The organism is Chryseobacterium vietnamense (genome assembly GCF_031454475.1).
Classification (GTDB): domain Bacteria; phylum Bacteroidota; class Bacteroidia; order Flavobacteriales; family Weeksellaceae; genus Chryseobacterium; species Chryseobacterium vietnamense.
On record NZ_JAVDQX010000001.1, the window covers coordinates 1106584 to 1128328 of the forward strand.

23 protein-coding genes are annotated in these 21745 nt (G+C 37.3%); 12 read left to right on the plus strand and 11 right to left on the minus strand.

Translation table 11 applies throughout. The features are described 5' to 3' along the window. Position 1: 1 nt before the first annotated feature. From J2786_RS04890 to J2786_RS04905, 4 genes are all read right to left on the minus strand, one after another. Positions 2-1060: an NADH:flavin oxidoreductase/NADH oxidase gene (locus J2786_RS04890; protein ID WP_082001954.1), complete on the minus strand. Its 1059-nt coding sequence runs from the start codon at positions 1058-1060 to the stop codon at positions 2-4. Positions 1061-1071: 11 nt separating this feature from the next. Further along, a complete protein-coding gene (locus J2786_RS04895; RefSeq protein ID WP_047430793.1) occupies positions 1072-3279 on the minus strand; it encodes a hybrid sensor histidine kinase/response regulator in 2208 nt (735 codons plus the stop codon). Between the two features lie 108 nt (positions 3280-3387). Beyond that, positions 3388-4083 (minus strand): LytR/AlgR family response regulator transcription factor, encoded by a 696-nt coding sequence (locus J2786_RS04900; RefSeq protein ID WP_047430790.1) that lies wholly within the window; start codon positions 4081-4083, stop codon positions 3388-3390. Between the two features lie 54 nt (positions 4084-4137). Beyond that, positions 4138-4611 (minus strand): Dps family protein, encoded by a 474-nt coding sequence (locus J2786_RS04905; protein WP_310024138.1) that lies wholly within the window; start codon positions 4609-4611, stop codon positions 4138-4140. A 263-nt stretch (positions 4612-4874) separates the two neighbouring features. Here J2786_RS04905 and J2786_RS04910 point away from each other — a divergent pair, with 263 nt between their 5' ends. Continuing rightward, on the plus strand, positions 4875-5510 hold the full coding sequence (locus tag J2786_RS04910; protein WP_047430780.1) for a Crp/Fnr family transcriptional regulator: 636 nt from the start codon (positions 4875-4877) through the stop codon (positions 5508-5510). Positions 5511-5536: 26 nt separating this feature from the next. Here J2786_RS04910 and J2786_RS04915 read toward each other — a convergent pair whose 3' ends face one another. From J2786_RS04915 to J2786_RS04935, 5 genes are read right to left on the minus strand one after another with little or no spacing between them, the layout of a single operon-like run. Then, the gene (locus J2786_RS04915) at positions 5537-6382 is read right to left on the minus strand and encodes a sugar phosphate isomerase/epimerase family protein (RefSeq protein ID WP_310024141.1); all 846 of its coding nucleotides are present in this window, start codon (positions 6380-6382) and stop codon (positions 5537-5539) included. A 17-nt stretch (positions 6383-6399) separates the two neighbouring features. Next, positions 6400-7809 carry a carbohydrate porin gene (locus J2786_RS04920; protein WP_047430778.1) on the minus strand — a complete coding sequence of 470 codons (1410 nt, stop codon included), beginning with the start codon at positions 7807-7809 and terminating at the stop codon, positions 6400-6402. Positions 7810-7814: 5 nt separating this feature from the next. Then, the gene (locus tag J2786_RS04925; protein WP_047430775.1) at positions 7815-9059 is read right to left on the minus strand and encodes a sugar MFS transporter; all 1245 of its coding nucleotides are present in this window, start codon (positions 9057-9059) and stop codon (positions 7815-7817) included. 12 nt (positions 9060-9071) lie between these two features. Further along, positions 9072-9986: a carbohydrate kinase family protein gene (locus tag J2786_RS04930; RefSeq protein ID WP_082001953.1), complete on the minus strand. Its 915-nt coding sequence runs from the start codon at positions 9984-9986 to the stop codon at positions 9072-9074. A 49-nt stretch (positions 9987-10035) separates the two neighbouring features. Further along, a complete protein-coding gene (locus tag J2786_RS04935; RefSeq protein WP_047430772.1) occupies positions 10036-11046 on the minus strand; it encodes a LacI family DNA-binding transcriptional regulator in 1011 nt (336 codons plus the stop codon). A 369-nt stretch (positions 11047-11415) separates the two neighbouring features. Here J2786_RS04935 and J2786_RS23085 point away from each other — a divergent pair, with 369 nt between their 5' ends. The 3 genes from J2786_RS23085 to J2786_RS04945 all read left to right on the plus strand — a co-directional run bounded on the left by J2786_RS23085 (position 11416) and on the right by J2786_RS04945 (position 12981). Then, positions 11416-11586 carry a bacteriocin-like protein gene (locus tag J2786_RS23085; RefSeq protein WP_409993834.1) on the plus strand — a complete coding sequence of 57 codons (171 nt, stop codon included), beginning with the start codon at positions 11416-11418 and terminating at the stop codon, positions 11584-11586. A gap of 581 nt (positions 11587-12167) precedes the next feature. Continuing rightward, on the plus strand, positions 12168-12572 hold the full coding sequence (gene arr, locus J2786_RS23040) for an NAD(+)--rifampin ADP-ribosyltransferase (protein WP_374710491.1): 405 nt from the start codon (positions 12168-12170) through the stop codon (positions 12570-12572). 223 nt (positions 12573-12795) lie between these two features. Further along, entirely contained in the window at positions 12796-12981 is a 186-nt protein-coding gene (locus tag J2786_RS04945) for a bacteriocin-like protein (protein WP_047430765.1), read from the plus strand. A gap of 95 nt (positions 12982-13076) precedes the next feature. On the opposite strand, the gene J2786_RS04950 is transcribed toward J2786_RS04945, so the two are convergent. Beyond that, complete coding sequence (locus tag J2786_RS04950) at positions 13077-13760, minus strand: hypothetical protein (protein ID WP_047430762.1); 684 nt, start codon at positions 13758-13760, stop codon at positions 13077-13079. Between the two features lie 384 nt (positions 13761-14144). Here J2786_RS04950 and J2786_RS04955 point away from each other — a divergent pair, with 384 nt between their 5' ends. After that, positions 14145-14513 carry a hypothetical protein gene (locus J2786_RS04955; protein ID WP_047430760.1) on the plus strand — a complete coding sequence of 123 codons (369 nt, stop codon included), beginning with the start codon at positions 14145-14147 and terminating at the stop codon, positions 14511-14513. 39 nt (positions 14514-14552) lie between these two features. Here J2786_RS04955 and J2786_RS04960 read toward each other — a convergent pair whose 3' ends face one another. Then, entirely contained in the window at positions 14553-15191 is a 639-nt protein-coding gene (locus tag J2786_RS04960; RefSeq protein WP_047430758.1) for a hypothetical protein, read from the minus strand. Positions 15192-15345: 154 nt separating this feature from the next. On the opposite strand from J2786_RS04960, the gene J2786_RS04965 reads away from it, so the two are divergent. The 7 genes from J2786_RS04965 (at position 15346) to J2786_RS04995 (ending at position 21702) form a co-directional block, all read left to right on the plus strand. Beyond that, a complete protein-coding gene (locus tag J2786_RS04965) occupies positions 15346-15918 on the plus strand; it encodes a C40 family peptidase (protein WP_185097537.1) in 573 nt (190 codons plus the stop codon). A 270-nt stretch (positions 15919-16188) separates the two neighbouring features. Beyond that, the gene (locus tag J2786_RS04970; protein WP_047430756.1) at positions 16189-16800 is read left to right on the plus strand and encodes a methyltransferase family protein; all 612 of its coding nucleotides are present in this window, start codon (positions 16189-16191) and stop codon (positions 16798-16800) included. Between the two features lie 83 nt (positions 16801-16883). Continuing rightward, complete coding sequence (locus J2786_RS04975; protein ID WP_047430755.1) at positions 16884-17696, plus strand: 2,3,4,5-tetrahydropyridine-2,6-dicarboxylate N-succinyltransferase; 813 nt, start codon at positions 16884-16886, stop codon at positions 17694-17696. A gap of 29 nt (positions 17697-17725) precedes the next feature. Further along, complete coding sequence (locus tag J2786_RS04980; RefSeq protein WP_047430753.1) at positions 17726-18895, plus strand: glycosyltransferase family 87 protein; 1170 nt, start codon at positions 17726-17728, stop codon at positions 18893-18895. Positions 18896-18900: 5 nt separating this feature from the next. Next, positions 18901-19830: a glycosyltransferase family 2 protein gene (locus J2786_RS04985; RefSeq protein WP_047430751.1), complete on the plus strand. Its 930-nt coding sequence runs from the start codon at positions 18901-18903 to the stop codon at positions 19828-19830. Between the two features lies 1 nt (position 19831). Then, positions 19832-20608: a polysaccharide deacetylase family protein gene (locus tag J2786_RS04990; protein ID WP_047430749.1), complete on the plus strand. Its 777-nt coding sequence runs from the start codon at positions 19832-19834 to the stop codon at positions 20606-20608. Continuing rightward, positions 20605-21702 (plus strand): glycosyltransferase family 4 protein, encoded by a 1098-nt coding sequence (locus J2786_RS04995; RefSeq protein ID WP_047430748.1) that lies wholly within the window; start codon positions 20605-20607, stop codon positions 21700-21702. Before J2786_RS04990 ends, J2786_RS04995 begins: the two co-directional genes overlap by 4 nt. Positions 21703-21745: the final 43 nt, after the last annotated feature.

Below are 21745 nucleotides of genomic sequence, written 5' to 3' on the forward strand. Positions count from 1 at the left end.
TTTAGTACGCTCTTTTATACTGCCACGGAATTTCTGTTTCAGCGCTTAATGCTTTAGCAGAATGGATAGCAAAATAAGGATCTCTCAGATGTTCCCGAGCAATGATCACCAGGTCAGCATCCCTGTTGATAATAATATCATTGGCCTGTTCTGCTTCCGTAATCATTCCGACAGCTCCTGTCAGAACCCCGGTATGCTCTTTAATGGCTTTTGCAAAAGGAACCTGGTATCCCGGAAACACTTTATCCTTGCTTACATTGGTAAATCCTCCGCCAGACGCTGTAATGAAATCTACACCATTTTCTTTAAGGATTTCCGAAAGTTTAATGCTGTCTTCCAAAGTCCAGGCTTCATCGGATTCTATATAATCAACTGCAGAAATTCTTACGAAAAGAGGCATTTTATCAGGAATAACTTTCCTGATTTCCTGAACGGTTTCTACAAGAAAACGAATTCTATTCTCAAAGCTTCCGCCATATTCATCCTGTCTTTTATTGATTACTGCGGAATAAAACTGATGGAATAAGTAGCCATGTGCTGCATGAAGCTCAATGGTATCAAAACCTGCTTCAATGGCCCTAAAGGCTGCCTTAACAAATTTCGTCTTCAGTTCCTGTATCTCATCAATTGTGAGCGCTTCGGCAAAAACTCCGTTGAATTCGTGCGCAGAAGAAGATTTCACCGTCCAGCCTCCTTCTTCCGGAGTGAGAGGTTTCATTCTTTCGTTGGGATGCTTCAGACTTCCTTTTCCTCCTGCATGCCAGAGTTGAACCCCTATTTTTACATCCTGTTCGTGAACAAAATTCACGATATTGGCCCATGCATCTTTCTGTTCCTTGTTCCAGATTCCTACATCGGATAATGTAGCCAGGCCTTCTTCTGAAACGGCTGTACATTCGGTGAGAATCAATCCTGCGCCGCCAACTGCACGGCTTCCAAGATGGACGAGGTGCCAGTTGCCAGGAACTCCGTTTTTAGCGCTGTATTGCTGCATAGGAGATAATGCAATCCTGTTCTTTAGAGTCAGGCTGCGAATGTGTATCGGTGAAAATAAATTCATTTTTTCTTTTTTTAAATTGTTTTTGACAATGCTTCAGCTTCGGAAACCGCTTCTGACAGAACTTCCTGTACTTCTTCAAGTATTTTTTGCAGATCCGGGTTTTCTCCCGAAGCTGTTTCAAGAATATCGAGTTTTTCTTTTAAAACCGGATGTAATCCCATGATGGCAATGCTGGATTTCAGATCGTGAGCCCACAGTTTTACCCCCTGAAAATCCCCGTTTTCATAAGCTGTTGTCAGTTTTTGTACATGGTTGGGAATATTTTCAATAAACTGTTGCGTGACCATTTGTTCGAAACTTCTGTCGCCGCCGCTTACTGTCTGCATATAGGTGAGATCAATGTAGCGATAATCAGATGAAGGGTTTTCACTTTTCTCTTCCTGGCTGTTCTTTTCTTTCAATCCGAATTTTGAGATCAGTGTAAATAACTCTTCTTCATTAACTGGTTTGGAAATATATTCGTTCATCCCGCGGCTCAGGCATCTTTCTCTTTCTCCTGCCAGTGCATGGGCGGTCATTGCGATAACCGGAATATCCAGTCTGAGTTCTTCCCGTATTTTCTGGGTTGCAGCATATCCGTCCATCTGCGGCATCTGTATATCCATTAAAACCAGATCGCATGCATTGCTTTTGAGATAGCTTACTGCTTCAAGACCATTCGAAGCAATATGAAAATCAATATTCCACTGTGAAAGCAGATGTTTCATCAGGCTTTGATTAATCACATTGTCATCAACTACCAGAACTTTCAGGGGTGTATTGGATTTATCTTTAAAGTAATGCGGATCAGCAGACGGCAATACAGTAAGCTGTTCTTCAGCAATTCCGTAAGGGATATAGAAATGAAATGTAGTTCCTTTACCCTGTTCACTGCTTACTTCGATGTTTCCGTTCTGTAATACAATTAAGCTTTTCACTATAGATAAGCCTAATCCTGTTCCTCCGTAATTTCTTGTCGTTGAATCTTCTCCCTGGTTGAATCTTTCGAAGATTTCGGTGAGCTTTTCTCTGTCGATTCCAATTCCTGTATCTGAAATTTTAAATCCAAGAATGGCTTCCTTTTCAGTTTGCTGTTTACTGTAGATTTCAACAGCAATATTTCCCTGATGGGTAAATTTTATGGCATTTCCGATGAGGTTCACTAAAATCTGGGTCAGTCTTGTGGCATCTCCCACCAATGTGTCAGGAATGGAAGGGTCAATGGTGCTTGAGAGGGTAAGTCCTTTCTCTCTGGCCCGTTCTGTAAAAAATGTTTCTACGGAATTGACCAGCCCGTTGATGCTGAAAATTCCGGGAGTAATGCGCATCATTCCTGCTTCAATTTTGGATAGATCAAGAATGTCATTGATGATGGCCATCAGGTTTTCTCCGGAACGTTGTATGGAAGAGACAAATTCTGCTGAAGTTTCATCCAGAGGACACTTCTGAAGTAAATTGGTGAAACCAAGGATTCCGCTTAATGGAGTTCTGATCTCATGGCTCATATTGGCCAGGAAGTTTTCCTTGGTCTGTGCTGCCACCATTGCTTTTTTCTCGGCAATATCAAGTTCGTTTATGAGTAATCTCTGACGTTTAAACTGCCGAAGAATGTGATATCCTACGACAGAACCTCCCAGAATCAGTAAGATCAATATTGAAATATCATAAAATCTTGCTTTTTGTCCCATTTCCTCACTTTTCTGGCTGAGTTCAACCATATTCAGTTTTCTGCTTTCATATATTTTAGCCGTGATTCTGGTAATTTCATTGGAGATATTCCTTGCGCGGGGGTTGGCAATGGAGGTATTATCATCCATATTTCCAACAGACAGGTAACGGTTCAGAAGCTTATCTTTTGTTGTCTTCTTTTCCATGGCAAGAACACTTAACCGGTGAATCAGCTTTTCTTCTTCAGCATTTACATTATCTTTGGATAGAGAATCCAGAAAATTTTCTATCTGATTGATTTTTTGATCAATGCCTTCGAGATGCGTAGTGTCATTCGTTGCAATAGAAGCTCTGATTCTGCTTTCCACCCCTAGAATATCACGGTCAATCTCACGTAAATGATTGCTTGACCGCAATTCGCTCAGCAAGGTATTGTTATTCTGAATCAGCGCCTTCGTATTTCCTGCAGAATTAAGCTGAACAGCTATCAACAGGAGTGAGCCTGCAATAAATGTCAGGATGATAAAGTAGCTGAATCGCTTGTTATCCATTACTGAAGATATATTTTTCATAATTAACGGTCTGATTTAAAATAAAATACAGGTAAAGGCTGACAAACCCTAAAACGCTCAGGGATTGAGATCAAAAAACGAAATCAAATTTCTGATGGGGAGTAACGGCTAAAAGACATTCATTCTAGTATTCAGTGCTTTCCTGTAGGCATCTGCCACGGGAATGAATTTACCGTTGATCATAATACCGCCGTCCTGAAGAGTATCAATTTTGCCTACAGAAACAATATAGGAACGGTGTACTCTTATAAAATGATCCTTTGGAAGACGTTCTTCAGCGGTTTTCATCTTACCGTGAATGGCAAACATTTTTTCTTTGGTGTAAAACTTTACATAATCACCCATAGCTTCCGCATAGAAAATGTCATCCAGCTTTAAACGCCTTGTAATATTGGAGTCCCTTACGAAAAGGAATTCATCTCTTGTTACTTCCACATTTTCTTTTCTGCTTTCAAGAATTGTCTGTGCCTTGCTTACTGCCTGCAGAAATCTGACCGGCATTATGGGTTTCAGAAGGTAATCTGAAATATTAAGATCAAATGCTTCCAGTGCATATTCCTTTTTTGAAGTAGTAAAAATGATGATAGTCTCTTTACCGGAAAGGGTCTTCGTGAGTTCAATTCCTGTCATTTCCGGCATTTCTATATCGAGAAATATCAGATCGACGGAATTGGACTGAAGATAATGATAAGCTTCTATAGCATTAGAAAACTCGCTGACAATGGAAAGATCCGGAATCTGTTTTGCGAGGTGTGCTAATGTTGTTCTTGCAATATCATTATCATCCACGATTAAGGCTTTCATAGGTATAGTTGTTTATGATTTACACAAAGATAATTATAACTTTTTTATTTTGTGTTATCTGAAATAGGAACGGATCATCCATGCCATTTCTTCATGGGTTTCCATCAGCCCTGTAATGAAATCACTGGTACCGTAGTCTTTATATTTTTCAGCAAATGGAGTGATATTTCCACGGAGAAATTCGATGATGCTTTCATGATCACTTAATAAATCTTTCATGTATCCCAGACCATCGTTCGTTCTTTCACTGTATTCTGTTAAATGAGTCAGTTCCAGATAGACTTTCATTGTTGCCGGTGCATAATGCCCGATTTTACGCATTCTTTCTGCAACGCTGTCAATAAGTTCATCCAGTTGTTTGTACTGTTCTTCAAAGAAAATGTGATGGGCATGGAAGTTATCTCCGGTTACATTCCAGTGGGCATTTCTTGTTTTGATGTAAAGGAGCGTTTCGTTGGCTAATAATTTTGCTAACTGCTCTGCAACGGCTTCCGTGTTTTTTTCTGTAATTCCGATTTTTGTTTTCATAATAATTAAGATTTTAGTTGAACATTATTGTTTTTTTCCTGATGTAAAGGTCTGTAATAACACAACAGAACTATGTGGAATTTCGATGAACGGGCAGAAAGACTCGTTGAATTGGTCTGCAAAATTCGTGGATATTACTACGCTGATATCTGAAATAGAAAAAACTTATCAGTATATTGTATCTGAAAAGCTCTTTAAAAATAAATTTGCATTTTTTTTCACCTTTGAACATCAAATAACTAGTAAAAGCAATAAAATACTTTATGATAAATAACCAGTTTATTACTGAAAAGTTTGGATTTCTCGGCTCAGAATTTATCCGTGAACTTGAAAAATGCAGCGTGATCACCGATATAAAATCTAAAACGGAGATCGTAAGCCCGGGACAGAGAATTCATTATGTGCCTATTCTGATCAAAGGTTCTGTAAAAGTATTTACGCTTAATGAAGGAAGAGAACTTTTATACTATTATATGAAACCGGGTGAAAGCTGTATCATGACTTTTGCTTCCATATTTAAAAACTGTATAAGTTCTGTATATGCTTATGCCGAAGAATCATCCAAAGCACTGTTGATTCCTGTTTCCAGCCTGCTTAAGCTGATGAACAGTTTTCCGGGGATGAATAATTTTTTCTACAATGAATACGACGGCCGTTTTACTGCGTTGATGAACATGGTAAATGATGCTGTTTTTCATAAGCTGGATACCAGGGTGCTTAATTATATCAGTCAACGTGCTGTGGTCACCGGATATAATCCTGTAAAAATTACCCATAAAGATATTGCATCAGCTTTGGGAACATCCAGAGAAGTGATAAGCCGTGTTCTTAAAAAGCTAGTTAACGAAGGGAAGATTATCCAACACAAAACGGCTATTGAAATAATAGCCGAGGAATAGGGTAATGGATCATCATTGAATAGGGATTAGCTTTTTAAATGCTTCCTTAAAAAAGCAAGGCTTCCTTCAGCTAGTGTTTGAGCATCATAAGGTGATTTCTGCCATAATGAAACCTTTTCCTGCATTCCGGGAATTGAGGAGCTGAAATTTTCAAGAACCACATTCCCTTCAAAATTGATTTTTTTCAATGCCGAGAAGAATTCTTCCCAATTGATAGTTCCTTCTCCCAGCATACCCCGGTGGGATTCTGTAACATGAATGTGCTTCAGCATCTTTCCGGAATTGATGATCGGGTCATAAAAATTATTTTCCTCAATATTCATATGGAAGGTGTCAAGGTGAAGGAAGAGATTATTTCTGCCCGTTTTTTTAATAAGCTGCAGGACATTTTCTGCAGTATTACAGACGTAAGATTCATAACGGTTAATAGGCTCTATAGCAATATCTATACTTTTAGTTTGGGCGTAATCTGCCACATTGCACCATACTTCAGCGATGATTCCTTTTTCGCTTTCTGTGAGTGGTTTTCCGGTAAACACGCCGATTCCACTGTGTAAAACTCCTGCCAGCAGGTTGGTTTCCAGTTCATCAACTTTATCAATTGCATTTTTGATAAGCTTTTCCGCGGCTTCCGGATAAAATGCAATATGAGCATCTTCGGGAAGATTTAGTGAACAGACTGCTTCAAGGTGATTGTCTTTCAGCTGTTTTTTTACGGTATTTGCATCAAAATCCATTGATCCGGGCAGCAGTATTTCAATCAGATCAAATCCGGCCTGTGCTGTTTTTTCTATCGCATATTTTCCCGATTCTGCATTCCATAACGGAGTTATCCAGGAGAGTAGGGAAGTTCCCAATTTTATATTCATCATATTTTCTTTATTTTAATTTAAAAAATCCACCATTCTGTTCGTATTCCGAAATAGGTCCCGAATCTTTTCGCTCCTGACTGCTGTAAAAACGGTGAATATAAACTGTTCATAGCCTCATCATTATATCTTGATACTTCTGCAATAAAACGGATGTGAGGTCTTGCCCAGACACTTCTTTCCGCAGTAGGAACAATGGTGGGAGCCAGAACAAGTTTCATCATCGAGGCGGCATCCTGGGTTCCGTTTTTTCGGGTTGCATAGTGAAACTCGGAGAGAATATGGAACCAGTTGTTACAATAATAAGTGGCTCTGATTCCGGTATTAAATTCTGTTTTCCTGTTGAAAATTTCACGGTTGTAATAGTCCGGAGCTTTATCAATACTGGTGGATCCTCCTTTACTTTTGGTAAAAACGGCATAAGGATTAAGCGACCAGCGGTGGGAGATATTCCAGAGGAAATGTTCAACAACCGTAAAAGAGTAAGCCCCTTTGTATGTTTTTGTGGTCTCATCAGGAGCTCCATAGGTGCGCCAGGTCTGTGTATTTCCATTATCGCCGCCATTGGCAATTCCTGTTCCGTACCTTACAGAGAACTGATTGAATGAGCCCGGAATGGTTGTTGCCATATCTGTATTTAATTTAGCTCCAAAAACCCAGCCCTGATCCGACGGATACTGTTCTACGGAGTTTTCCCCTGATCTTTCTACATGATGAAATTCTGCCAGTAATTTCAGCTTGTGTTTCGTATTTTTAAATGGCAGCGTCTGTTCCAGAACAAATACCTCTCTTTGCCTGTAGATAAGGTTTTTTGATCCGCTGATCACATTGGTATAAGAGTAGGGAGTGGAGTTGCTGGCCGCAGTGTCAATAGCTGCCGGGAAAAACATTGAAAACCTGGTGTTTTTATGCCGCAGTCCCCAGCCGGTTGCCGAATGGTCATCAAAATAAAAGTAATCCGCAATGTGAATATCATCGTATCTCAGCCATCGTGATCCTGCCCAGACATCCCAGTCACTTCCCATAATGTTCCGGGCTTCTACAAATGCTTCCGGCAAAGCAATAATCATCCCCTGATTGGATTTTGAATCTACATTTCCCAGAAAAGTTCCTCCTGAATAAAAGCTTAGCCTCGCCTGCATATCGATCTTGGTACTTTTTACACTGTCACCGTTTACTACCGGGCTAAAATGGAAGGCTGGCAGGAAATCTACATAATCTCCCTGATCCATTCTGCCGCCTAAAGATCCCTGATTATTCAGATTCAGTTGCCTTCCTGTTTTTCCATCGGCATTCGGGGAATAACCTGCTCCGATTCTCCCGGTTGTGCCAAAGGAAAATTTCTTGTTGGTTATTGTGATCTGGGCATTAATTCCCCTGCTGGCGCATATCAGTAAAATGCACCAGGCTAATAAAAGCTTTGTTTTCATAGGAATTATTTAAAGGTTTTAGGCTTGTAGAATTTTAATGCAAATAATAAAATCACCACATAGCAGAGAATAGGAAGGAGATAGGCGTGGGCAATATCTTTTTCTGCAATTCTGCCCATGATCGGAGGGAAAACAGCTCCTCCAAACATTGCCATAACCAGGAATGATGAAGCCTGCTGAACTTTTGAACCTAATCTTTTAAGTCCGAGACTGAAAATGGTAGGGTACATTACACTCAGAAACAGGTTGAGCAAAATCAGACTGACAAATGATACCCATCCTAAACTTTGGGAAATAATCAGGCACAGAACAATATTGCACATGGTAAAGATAGCCAGCATTTTGTTGGGAGCGATAAACCTCATCAGGAACGTTCCGATAAATCTTCCGATCATCATCATTGCCATACTTAAAGAAAAATAATAGGAAGCCTGTATCTCCGGAAGGTGCATTTTTTCAACACCATAATTGATAAAATAAGCCCACGTTCCACCTTGTGCAGCAATATTAAAAAACTGGGCAATGACTGCAAATATAAAGTGTCTCTGCTTATAGAGGGGAGCATGTGGATCTGATACAGCCAGATCATCTCCTTTCTCATTTTCCGAAATGAGTATATCTTCCGCATGAGGGTCTTTCAGATCAGGAACTCGTATAAAGCTGAAAATAATGGTAATCGCGAGAATCACAATACCAATCCATGTATAAAGATTTTTTACGGAATCCAGAGATCCTGTTCCGGAATCAGGCGCTCCGAAAATGAAATATCCTCCCAGCAAAGGACCAATAATAGCTCCCAGACCATTAAAAGACTGGGCAAAATTAACCCTCTGATCACTGGTTCTTTCATCCCCCAAAGCAGCTACAAAAGGGTGGGCTACCGTTTCAAGGGTTGCCATTCCCATTGCCAGAACAAATAGCGCCGACCTGAAAAATTCAAATGAAGAAGTATTAGCTGCAGGAATAAACAAAAAAGATCCCAGTGCAAACAATGAAAGTCCCAGAATAACACCCAATTTATAACCGAATTTTTTCATAAACAGACCTGCCGGAATGCCCATCAATGCATAAGCCCCAAAAATGGAAAGCTGTACCAGCCCTGATTTGGATTTAGAAATGTGAAGGACATTCTGGAAATGCTTGTTCAGGACATCTCCCATGGTAAGGGCAATGGCCCAGAAAAAGAATAGAGAGGTAACAAAAGAAAGGATGATATAGTATTTCTTATCTGTAAATTTTGGAGTATTCATATCGTAGGTTTTTTAAGAGGTTTTACAGCTATTCTTTTCTCTGAATGCCTTGAATTCTTCATAGGTGTAATCCGGGCATGCTCCCGATTTCGAAGTGATAAAGGCACCCAGTGAAGTTGCCTGTTTCATGATCTCTTCCGGAGATCTTCCCTGAATTCTTTTAGACAGGAAACCGGCCAGAAAAGAATCGCCACTTCCCACAGTATCTGCAATTTCAATTTGAACAGCGGAGAAATTATAAACGGTACCTCCCACAAAATACCGGGCACCTTTACTTCCCTTGGTCAGCACAATTTCATTGAGGTTAAAATAAGCCTGAAGATGTCTGATACTTGTATCTTCATCAATATATTCTTCACCCAGATATTCCAGAATTGTTCTGAGCTCCGCTTTATTCATTTTAACAAGATCAGCTTTATGCAATAACTTTTTAATAAACTCAAAATCAATAAAAGGAGGCCGGAAATTAACATCAAAAACCCTGAATTTTGAATGTTCCAAAAGTTCGAGCAGTGTATTCCGGGACACTTCATTTCTTGTGATCAGACTTCCGAAAACAAATGCTTCAGAATTCTGAATCAGTTCTTTATGTTCCGGCAGTGGCTGAATATAGTCCCAGGCAACTTCCTCAACAATGTCATATGAAGCCTCTCCATGCTCATCAAAATCTGCTATTACTGTCCCTGTAGCCTTTTCAGCATCTACCTGTATGGAGGCTGTCGTTATTCCCCAGTCCTGAATCTGATTAAGAAGGCGGTGTCCTAATTCATCATTTCCTATACGGCTGAGCATTCTGGTATCGATTCCCATTTTAAAAAGATTGTAGGCAACATTAAATGGTGCACCACCAGCTCTGGATCCTGTAGGGAAAATGTCCCACAGAACCTCTCCAAAACATACAACATGGCTTAAATTATTTTTTATCATAATAGGTTAAACGTTTAAGTTAATGTATAAAAAAATGTATTTTGTTTAATTACTTATTAAAAGATGCTTTGGCAATAAGTTTTGCAGATAATGTTACCCTTTTCTCCGTTGCCGTATAATTATTGATTTGTCCGTCCAATAGCTTAATAGCCTCTTCAGCCATTGCTTCAATAGGCTGTTGGATATAGGTGATTTCTGTAGGGAAAAGGTGATAGGTTTCCGTTTCATCAAATGCTATTACAGATACCTGCTCCGGAACTTTTATATTATTTTTAACCAGATAGGAAAGTCCCGCGACTGCAAGTTTATTACTTGAAAAATAAAGTGCTGTATTTTCAGGACTTTTCCCTAATGTATTTTCAAGCTGAGAATGTACTTCCTCAGCAATATTTTCCAATCCTACCAGAATATGGCGTATTTCAACTGTTTTTTTGGAAGAGTGTACCGCTTTCTCAAAGCCATGCTGGCGATCCAGAAGGTGTGGAAGCTCAGTTTCATAGCCTATATAAATTATTTTGTCAAAGTTCTTATTAAGAAGTAAGCTGGTCGTATTCTCTGCTATTTCCTGATTGTTAATCGTAATACCAGGGACGGTTACCCCTTTAAGATATCTGTCAATTGTTACAACAGGATATTTAATATGCATAAGGTTTTCAAGAGTCTTTTCTGACCCTGCTACAGGAGCAACGATCATTCCGTCCACCTGCTGCTGTGAGAAAAGCTCAGTAAGTTTTTTGAACTTTTCTGCATTCTCGTCTGAGCTGCCAATGATAAGAGTATAGCCTAATTTTAAGGCTTTATCTTCAAGATTTCTTGCCATAAGAGAATAGAACTCATTGGAAATATCTGCAACAATAAGTCCCAGAAGCTTTGTTTTGTTAGTTTTAAGGCTTTTAGCGATCTTATTAGGAGTGTAGTTAATCGTTTCAGCAATTTCAAAAATTTTTTTCCGGGTCTCTTCGCTAATGCGCTGTCCTTCCTTTCTGTTGAGAACATACGATACTGTGGCCACGGAAACTCCTGCCAGCTTAGCAATATCTTTTATAGATGACCTTTTCATTTATTTTTTAAAAGACAAAAATATTTCATAAAATAGTAAAAAAACAATAGTCTAATTTATTTGGTAGTTAAATAAAATGGTGTAATTTGGCGATTTTTTTTATTTTATTTAAGTTATTGAATTTTAGTTATTTACATTTTGTTGATTGGTGTAAATATTAACCGTTTGTTACATTATCATGCAGTAATTATTAATTTTGGTTAAACGTTTATTCTTTGAATTTTTAAAATTTCATCTAATTTTTATTTTCCGGAGTACTGAACACCAATTGTAAAGAAAAACGTACAGGTATTTTGTAATTAGTTTTATTTGGTTATATTTGAAATAAGTACTTTATGTACTAAAAAACTAACATATTAATAAACAACTATGAAAAATTTAAAGAAAATTACAAGAGATCAAATGAAAAATGTTCAGGGAGCAGGGACACCAATTACATGTCCTGCAAAGTACTATCTTAAATGCGAATCTATCTACGTTTGTGATCCTGACCAGGGTATTTATGATTGTGTTTGCTCTTGCGTACCCATCGGATCTTAATAAAAATGTTTACATAAAAAATCAAGCCTTCTCTTTGAGAGGGCTTTTTTGCTATAATCCTTCAGACAAATAGTTTTTTGATTAAAGAATAAGAGTTTCTGCGTTTTTCCAGTTATCCCCTAGAACTCATTCATAGTAATGATATTTGAATTTGCAGTAAAAATCAATTATTTACATTTATCTACCTCTTTTTCAATCCAAGAATTCCAACAGAATAAACTAGATTTGGAAAAAAATAAAACATGGAATTTTCCCCTTTTAATCCTGTGATTAAGTTTTGTCTGCAAGGAATGGGCTTTGAAGACAAAGGAATGCCTGATGAAGCAGCTCAGTTATTTTTGCAAGCCTGGCAGGAAGCTTCGGATGATCATGAAAAGTTTCTGGCAGCTTTTTATCTGTCACGTCATCAGAAAACAGTTGCCGATCGGTTAAAATGGCTTGAAACTTCGTTAGAGTTTGCTTTAAAAATGAATGATGATACCGTTAAAAGTGCCTTACCTTCTCTTTATAGGAATATTTCAAGATGCTATGATGATCTGGGAGATACAGAGAAATCAAAAAACAATGCTGAATTATCGGTTTTGCTTCAAAGCCATCCGTCTGATAAGGGTCCTTTTTACCACGGTACAAAAGCCGACTTACAGATTGGCGATCTGTTAACAGCAGGCGGAAATTCTAATTACAAATCAGAGTTTAGAATGAATCACATTTACTTTACCGCTTTAACCAATGGGGCAGGCCTTGCTGCTGCACTGGCTAAAGGCGATGGGGCAGAGCGTGTATATATTGTAGAGCCCACAGGTAATTTTGAAAATGATCCCAACGTAACAGATAAGAAGTTTCCGGGAAATCCAACCCGCTCTTACCGATCCGAAATGCCTCTGAAAATTATCGGAGAAATCACAGAATGGAACAAGCCAACTCCTGAAGACCTTCAGAAATTTCGTGAAAAACTGGAAAATAGTAACGGAGATATCATCAATTAATCATAAATCATATAAATTTTGGAAAAAAGCGGGTTATGATTACACTCATAAAAGCCGGAATGAATATTTCATACATTTGGGATAAGTTTTTCATTCATCCAATAATAGTTTTGAGCCTCTTTTTTAGAGGCTTTTCGTGTAAAAAGTTAAATTTTTCACAAATTAAATCGCTCTTTAATGAATATTCTTATATTTGAAATGAATTAAAACATTTTTTAAAACCATGAAAAATTTAAAGAAAATCTCGAGAGAAGAATTAAAAGCAGTTAAAGGAGCAGGACCTAATGTTCCACAATGTCCTCCAGGTGCTTTATGGAGATGTGAAGCCATCGGAGTTTGTTCAGAAGAATTTGATCAGTGGGACTGCCTTTGTGGTTGCTATCCAGTAACGCTTCCTTTTCCAAGATAAAACAAAGCCCTCTTTTTCAGAGGGTTTTTCATTTTTAATAAAAAACAGCCACAATGAAATATTGTGGCTGCCTTTTTGAAATCAAATATCGACTATTATAAAGATCTGGAGCGGGCAATATTAATAAGGTACACAAGGTGTGCGTACATGCTTCGCTTTACAGACTCTACTTTTATATCTCCGGTTGCCTGGTTAATGGTCGTTACCAGATCCGTATTACATTGGCCGGCAAAATTTCCACTTCCCAGATAGTTCACGGTATTGGTACTGGGATAAGAAATTCTGGGATAGTCAGGAGCTGTCTGATTGGCAACGGGAGTTGCGCCTGCAAATCCTTTGTTATCAACATATCGTGCTGTCCAGGTTCCTAAAAACTGTCCATTCCCGGTATTAATTCCTTGTCCCACAATAATCTGAGTATCTACAGGATTGCTGAAACCTGTACAAGAGGAGTAATGGTTTACAGAAATGGTACAGGAAGAAGCATTATCACCTGGTTGAAAGCATTTTCCTTCGTATATAGTGGACCTTTGTTCACTGGAAGAGGTTGAAGTGTTCAGTATAGCTTTTGGAGCAAAAATTTCTTCTGGGGAAATAAGAGTTAAAACCCCTTGTGCATCCGCCGCAACAATTTTTTTTTCAGCATTTGAAAGCCCTCTTACCCTTACAAGACCATTAACATCCAAAGTATGACTCGGAGTGGCGGTGTTAATCCCAACCTGTGCTGTTGAAGTGCCACAAATAGCAAGTGCTGCCAAAAATAATGTTTTTGTTTTCATGTGATTTTTTGAAAAAGATTAAATTTTTCACTAAGGTAAGAAATATCTTTAAAATAGAATGCAAATGGCCTGAAATGTAATATAAACTAATTGTAAATGAATATTAAACATATTAATATCAAGCTTAATGTTCATTTTTTTAAATAAGTCAAATTTTATACAGACAGTATTTGTTTGAAAAATATTTGTATTTTAGCCGAAATATATTGTTTTTTAATAAACATATTGGGTGCTAATTAAAATTCAGATAATTTGAATGAAAAAATTAGTAGATTTGCACGGAACAAAAAATAATAAATATTAAGCAATATTCTCTGTAACTGGATTTTTAGGAGGAAAGTATAAGGGAATAACAGGATTTTAGGTTATTAAACTACTGAAACTATGAAGAAACTTTTTTTACTTTTATTAACGGCATTTTTATTTATCGGTTGCAGCTCTGATGATGATACTATTTATGATTATGTAGGAACATGGTCTGGTTCTTATGAAGGAGCAGATAAAGGAGTCTGGAACTTTGTGGTAGATGAGAGTGGTAAAGTGGTAGGAACAATGCATTCCGATGTTAATAATGAAAACTATAGCATTACCGGAAATCTGAGTGAGACCGGAGATCTTACCGCCCGAGTAGGACTTCCTTCGCAAGGAGATTTCAGAGGAACGTTAACGACAGAGAAAAAAGGAAACGGAAACTGGTCCAACTCACTTCCAACACCTGCAGTATCAGGAAGCTGGAAAGGAGAAAAGAAATAAAACAAGAAAGTCTGCAGAATCTACTGCAGACTTTTTTATTTAAACAAATCCCATATGGGTAATCTTATCATTTTCATTTTTTAACACTACAAAATAGAGCAGAAGATCATCATCAGAAAAGTGCTTTTTAAAAGACTTCTCTTGTTGTTGATTCCAACGGACTGTTTCTTCATTATTTTCTATACTAAAATTCTCAGAATCTAATTTTAAAGTTAAAATCATGGCATGATCTGAGGTACAAAGATCATTTTTATACAGAACATGATTTTTCATTCTTATCGAATCAGAAACCTTATTAACTGTACCTAATTGAAATTCTCTCAGAAATCGTCTTCCTTCTTCAGTCTTTAAACCATTTTCAACCGTTCGTTTTCCTCTTTCTGAAATTGTATCTAAATCTTTGATCATCGTCATCACCTTTGCAAACTTCTGGTAGAGGAGGGGATCACCTGCTTCTTTACTATATATTTCCAGGCTTTTCCGGATCGTCTTTCCTATTTTGGAACAATGCCCGAATTCAGAACTGTTCTGTCTGACTTTCTCGTAGGAAGGATTTTTTTTAAACGCAGCTTTATTGAACCCGCTCTTCTTCCGAACCACATTCTTGCCGTTCAGCGTATAAAATACCAGATCGCCCACTGTTCCTGTGATCTTGATTATACTTTCATAGGTTGCCATATCTTCAAAATAGAAACCAAATATACCAATAAATATTGATAATCAAAATTTTAACATATATTTATCATATAGTTGTAGTATAGTTATATCATAATTAAAATATAAACTGTATATTTGCCGTGTGTTTTGTTAATTAATTATAAATCAGAAGAGTATGGGAACGGAATTATTTCAGCAAAAAATGAATATCAAGCAGATGGTTGTGGTTATAGCGGCCTCTGTTTTCATAGTTTCCTGCGGTTCCTCAAAAAGTGTTTCCGCCAGTAAAAAATCAAATACAAAGAATGTAGCGAAAGCTGAAAATCTTCGGAAACTGGATTCAAAATTTAATGGGAGTGTTTCCAGATCTATCAGTGATATTCTGAAAGATGCAGAAAAATATATCGGGACACCCTATAAATTCGGGGGAAATACTTCTTCAGGATTTGATTGTTCAGGATTTACCGTAAAAGTCTTTGAGGAAAATGATTTTAGCCTTCCAAGAAGATCTTCTGATCAGGCTGATGCCGGAAAGAATATTGATATAAGAGACGTAAAACCGGGTGATCTGTTATTTTTTGCTACAGCTGGAGGAAGCAGAGTTTCTCACGTGGGAATCGTTCATGATATTGGTCCTGACGGAGAAGTGAAATTTATTCATGCTTCTACCTCAAAAGGCGTGATCATCTCATCCCTGAACGAAAAGTACTGGAATAAGGCTTATCTTCATGCCCAACGAGTACTGTAAGCCTTTAAAACGCATTAAATTAATATTTTCAACAGGAACGGGCTTTAGCCCGTTCAATAAAAAAATGAAACATTCAATTGGCTTTAGCCAAAACTTAAATAATTATACTTTTAAACCACCCCGTCAAAAATTCTTTGAATTTTCGCCAACCCTCCGGTGGAGGGGAATTCTAGATTTCCAATTTAAAATTTCTGAAATCCCAATAAAAACTGTGTCATTGCAATAGTATTGCATCGCTAAACTCCGGTAATTTGCTCAAAACTATTATCAATGACAGACTTTATCAGATTCTTTGTTCCTTTATATTTTATTCTTTTTTTTCTCATTTCATTTGTTGGGATCAGTTACAAAGTAGCAAAACAGATTGGGAAAAATCCTAATGTCCTTCCTAAGGATGATTCTGCTTATGGACTTGTAGGGTTTTATTTTAAGTTGATGTTGTTTGCTCTGTTTATATATACCATACTTATTTTAATTTTTCCGAAAGACATTTTTTCTGCTTGTAAAATTATATTTCTGGAGCATGATCTTTTTCAATACATCGGATTAGGTTTAATGATTATTGCTTTGATCTGGGTGATTATAGCGCAATTCCAAATGAAAAACTCATGGCGGATTGGTATTGACAACACAATGAAAACAGATCTGATAACCCACGGATTATTCAGATTTTCCAGAAATCCTATATTTCTGGGAATGACGGTAAGTCTTGTTGGTTTTTTTCTTGTTGTCCCAACGGTAATTGCTCTGACTTTACTTTTGATTGGAAGTATTTTGATGCAGATCCAGATTCGGCTTGAAGAGGAATATTTAATAAAAGAACATGGACAAATTTACCTTGCCTATAAAAATAGGGTTAAGCGTATGCTGAGCCGTTATTAAAAGCACAACGTTAAAAGCCGTTTTGCTGAACTTTTTTGTATCTTTGGGCAGTATAATTTTTCAAACTAATTTAAATAAGAAACATGTCATTACAACAAACTATTGAAAATATCTGGGACAACAGAGAATTATTGCAGAATGAAGACAGCCAGAAGGCGATCAGAGAAGTTATTTCTTTAGTTGATAAAGGTGAACTTCGTACTGCGGAACCTACAGAAAACGGATGGCAGGTAAATGAATGGGTGAAAAAAGCTGTAGTAATGTATTTTCCGATCCAGAAAATGGAAACTATTGAAGTAGGCCCGTTTGAATTTCATGATAAAATGCCTTTGAAGAGAGGTTATGCTGAAAAAGGGGTGAGAGTTGTACCACATGCAGTAGCGAGAGAAGGTGCTTACATTGCTCCGGGAGTAATTATGATGCCGTCTTACGTAAATATTGGTGCTTATGTAGATTCAGGAACAATGGTAGATACTTGGGCGACTGTAGGAAGCTGTGCACAGATCGGTAAAAACGTTCACCTGAGTGGCGGTGTTGGTATTGGTGGTGTATTGGAACCTTTACAAGCTGCTCCGGTAATCATTGAAGATGACTGCTTTATCGGTTCAAGATGTATTGTTGTAGAAGGAGTTCACGTAGAAAAAGAAGCCGTATTGGGTGCCAACGTAGTATTGACCGCTTCTACAAAAATTATCGATGTTACAGGAGATACGCCGATTGAAATCAAAGGAAGAGTTCCTGCACGTTCAGTAGTAATCCCTGGAAGCTATACAAAACAGTATCCAGCAGGAGAATATCAGGTTCCATGTGCTTTGATCATCGGTCAGAGAAAAGAATCTACAGACAAGAAAACATCTCTGAATGATGCTTTAAGAGAGAATAATGTAGCTGTTTAAGATTAATATTTTAATCTAATACCACAATCTTGAAAGAAAAATTCCTTAAAATACTATTAAACCCTAAATATATATTTGGGGTTTATCTTATTATATCCGTTGTTACGGCAATTTCCAAATACCTGAGAGGAGATTATGCGATTAATAATTATCTGATTTTTAAAAATGTATTCTTTAATACCATTCATCAGAAAAACTTATTTATCCATTATCCCGATCTTTATTTTGATCTGAACCATTATGGTGTATTTTTCAGTGCATTGATTGCACCGTTTGCCATGATGCCGGACTGGTTGGGAATTTCCCTTTGGAATATTGCCAATACTTTCATCTTTATCTACGGTATTTATAAACTGCCATTTTCAGACAGCAAGAAAGCCATTTTCGGACTGCTTTGTCTTCAGGAATACATTACAGCGGCTTTAAGCCTGCAGTTCAACGTAGCACTGACAGGACTTTTGCTATTGTCTGCAGTATATATTTACGAAAGAAAAGAAGTAAAATCTGTAACAGCAATTTTAATTGGAATATTTGTGAAAATCTACGGAATAGTAGGTTTGACGCAGTTTTTCTTTATTAAAAACAAAACTAAATTTATTCTTTCAGGAATTGGCATTGCTATATTGTTTTTCGTGCTTCCAATGGCCTATTCAAGTCCGCAGTTTGTGATTCAGTGCTACACGGATTGGTTTCAGTCTATTGTAGAAAAGAATAATGAAAACCAGGTTCTTGGAAACATGCAGGATATCTCTTTAATGGGCTTTGTAAGAAGAGTTCTGGGAGACGCATCCATTTCTAATCTTGTATTTTTAGCCGGAGGATTGCCACTTTTTGCTTTACCATACATCAGAATAAAGCAATATAAGCATTATGCTTTCCAATTGATGATTCTGGCTTCAACACTACTGTTTTTGGTATTGTTCAGTTCCAGTTCAGAATCTCCCACGTATATTATTGCGGTGGTAGGAGTATTGATATGGTTTTTCCTTCAGAAAGAAAGAACGCCGCTCATCATAGGATTGCTGGTTTTTGTCATTATTTTCACATGTTTCTCGACCTCGGATCTGTTCCCGAAATTTGTAAAAGAGAATTATATTATTAAATATTCATTAAAAGCCGTACCTTGTATTGTAATCTGGTTGAGAGTAACTTATGAACTTCTGACTAAAGATTTTGAGAAAAATTACAGCCTGAATTAATACATATGAAGAAAATTTCAATTGTAATTCCTGCCTATAACGAAGAGGGAAATGTCGCTATGATCCATCAGAAAATCAAAGAAGTTTTTGATGGTTTGCACAACTATGATTTTGAAATCATATTTGTAAATGACGGAAGCCGAGACAATACTCAACAAAAATTAGAAGAACTTGCCAGTCAGTATGATGAAGTGAAATTTATCGAATTTTCCCGTAATTTCGGCCACCAGCCGGCTGTAAAAGCAGGAATGGACAGTGCCCACGGAAATGCAGTCATTTCTATGGATGGCGATCTTCAGCATCCGCCTGAGCTTATTCCTGAGATGATTCAGAAATGGGAAGAAGGGTATGATGTAGTTTTTACTTTCAGAACGTATCCTAAAGAGATTTCTTTTTTTAAAAGAAAAACATCAGACTTATTTTACAAACTTTTATCGAGCTTGTCAGATGTTAACTTAACGAAGGGCGGCGGCTCAGATTTCAGACTGTTGGATGCAAGCGCTGTTGAAGTTATGAGGAATTTTAATGAAGACGACCTGTTCCTCAGAGGATTAACGAGTTGGATGGGTTTCAAACAAACGGGAATCGACTTTACTGCAGCAGAAAGACTCTCAGGAAAAAGCAGTTACAACCTTAAAAAGATGTTTACTTTTGCCTTTACGGGAATTACCGCTTTCAGTGTGAAACCTCTTTATCTGGCTGCTTATCTGGGATTTTTATTCTCGGCACTTTCAGTGATTGGATATGGAGCGTATGTTATTCATTCATTTATTGCCAAAACAGAGATTTCCGGCTGGGCATCTTTGATTATGACCATTGTTTTCTTTGGAGGACTTCAGCTCATTATCTTAGGAATTATGGGGATTTATTTAGGTAAAATATTCAAACAGGTGAAAGACAGACCTAATTATATTATTAAAAACAAAAATTTTTAAGATGGTTTTATTGAGTTTTGACATTGAAGAATTTGATATGCCATTAGAATATAAGGGTGAAATTCCCTTTGAAAAGCAGATTTCAATTTCACAGACAGGATTAGAGAGAATTCTCGATATTCTTAAAAAACATAATGCCAAAGCTACTTTTTTTTCAACAGTAGTTTTTGCAGAAAACAGCAGACCTCTTATTGAAAGATTGTTAAATGAAGGCCATGAGCTGGCTTCTCACACCTGGTTTCATTCAGAATTTGAAGAGAAACACCTCAAAGAATCAAGAGAGAAACTGGAAGAATTATTTTCTACAAAGGTTACCGGATTAAGAATGCCGAGAATGATGCCTGTAGACGAAAAAGAAGTGGAAAAAGCAGGATATTCTTACAATTCATCCATCAATCCGACCTTTTTGCCGGGAAGATATAACAATTTAAAAGTATCCAGAACGTATTTCAAAGAAGGAAATGTAACGCAGATTCCGGCTTCGGTTTCTCCTAATTTCAGAATTCCTCTGTTTTGGTTAAGTTTCCATAATTTTCCTTTATTTTTCTATAAAAAACTGGCTTCGGACAGTTTGAAAAAAGACCAATATCTGAACATTTATTTCCATCCGTGGGAATTTGCAGAAATTAAAGATGAAGCCTTTAAACTTCCTGGATTTACTGTAAAAAACTCAGGAAAAGAGATGGTAGAAAGGTTTGATTCATTTGTAGGCTGGCTGAAAGAAAAAGGACATACATTCGGTACATTTCAGGAATTTCAAAAACAGATACAACGATGAAGATTGCCTTTGATGCAAAACGGTTTTTCCACAATACATCCGGTCTGGGAAATTACTCGAGAGATCTTGTAAGAATCCTTTCTGAATATGAACCGGACAATGAATATCTGTTGCTCAACAAGAACAAATCGGAGAGGGGAAAAGAGATTCTGGAACGCCCTAATGTTCAATTTATTGAAACCTCAAAAGGGAATTTATCACGTCAACTGAAAATGGGTAAAGATGCCCAAAAACAGGGAGCCGATATTTTCCATGGATTATCCGGTGAACTTCCTTTAAAATGGGATCCAAAACCTATTAAAAAGGTGGTAACCATTCATGATCTGATTTTTGTAAGATATCCGCAGTATTATTCTTTTTTTGACAGAAAGATTCATTTCTGGAAATTTAAAAAAGCGGCTGATTCAGCTGATAAAATTATTGCTATTTCGGAACAGACCAAAAGAGATATTATCCAATATTTAAAAGTTCCTGAGACTAAAATTGAAGTCATTTATCAGGGATGTCATCATGCTTTTAAAGAACAGCAGTCTCCGGAATTAATGGAAGCCGTAAAGGAGAAATTTAAGCTTCCCGAAAGATTTGTGCTCAATGTTGGAACCATTGAAGACCGCAAAAACCTTTTGAATGTTGTAAAAGCAATCAGCGGAACAGAAATTCCATTGGTTGTGGTGGGAAGAAAAACCAAGTATTACCAGAAAATAGAACGTTTCCTGAAAAAAAATAAAATGGAAAAGCAGGTGCTCTTCCTCGAAGGAGTTTCTATGGATGAACTGGCTTGTCTCTATAAACTGGCAGATATTTTTGTCTATCCGAGTTTCTTTGAAGGCTTCGGAATCCCTGTGATTGAGGCGCTTTTCTCCAAAACTGTTGTGGTGACAAGCAATACAAGTTGTCTGCCGGAAGCAGGAGGAAAAGACTCTGTCTATATCAATCCGGATAATGATCTTGATATTAGGGCCAAACTCAAATTTCTCTGGGAAAATGAATCAGAGAGAAAACGCCGTGAGGAAAAGGGTTTCGAGTTTGTTCAGAAGTTTAATGACGAACCCATTGCAAAACAGTTGATGAATTTTTATCAAAAATTAATCTGAAAAAACTTTGCATTTTAAAAATAAATCCTACATTTGCATCATA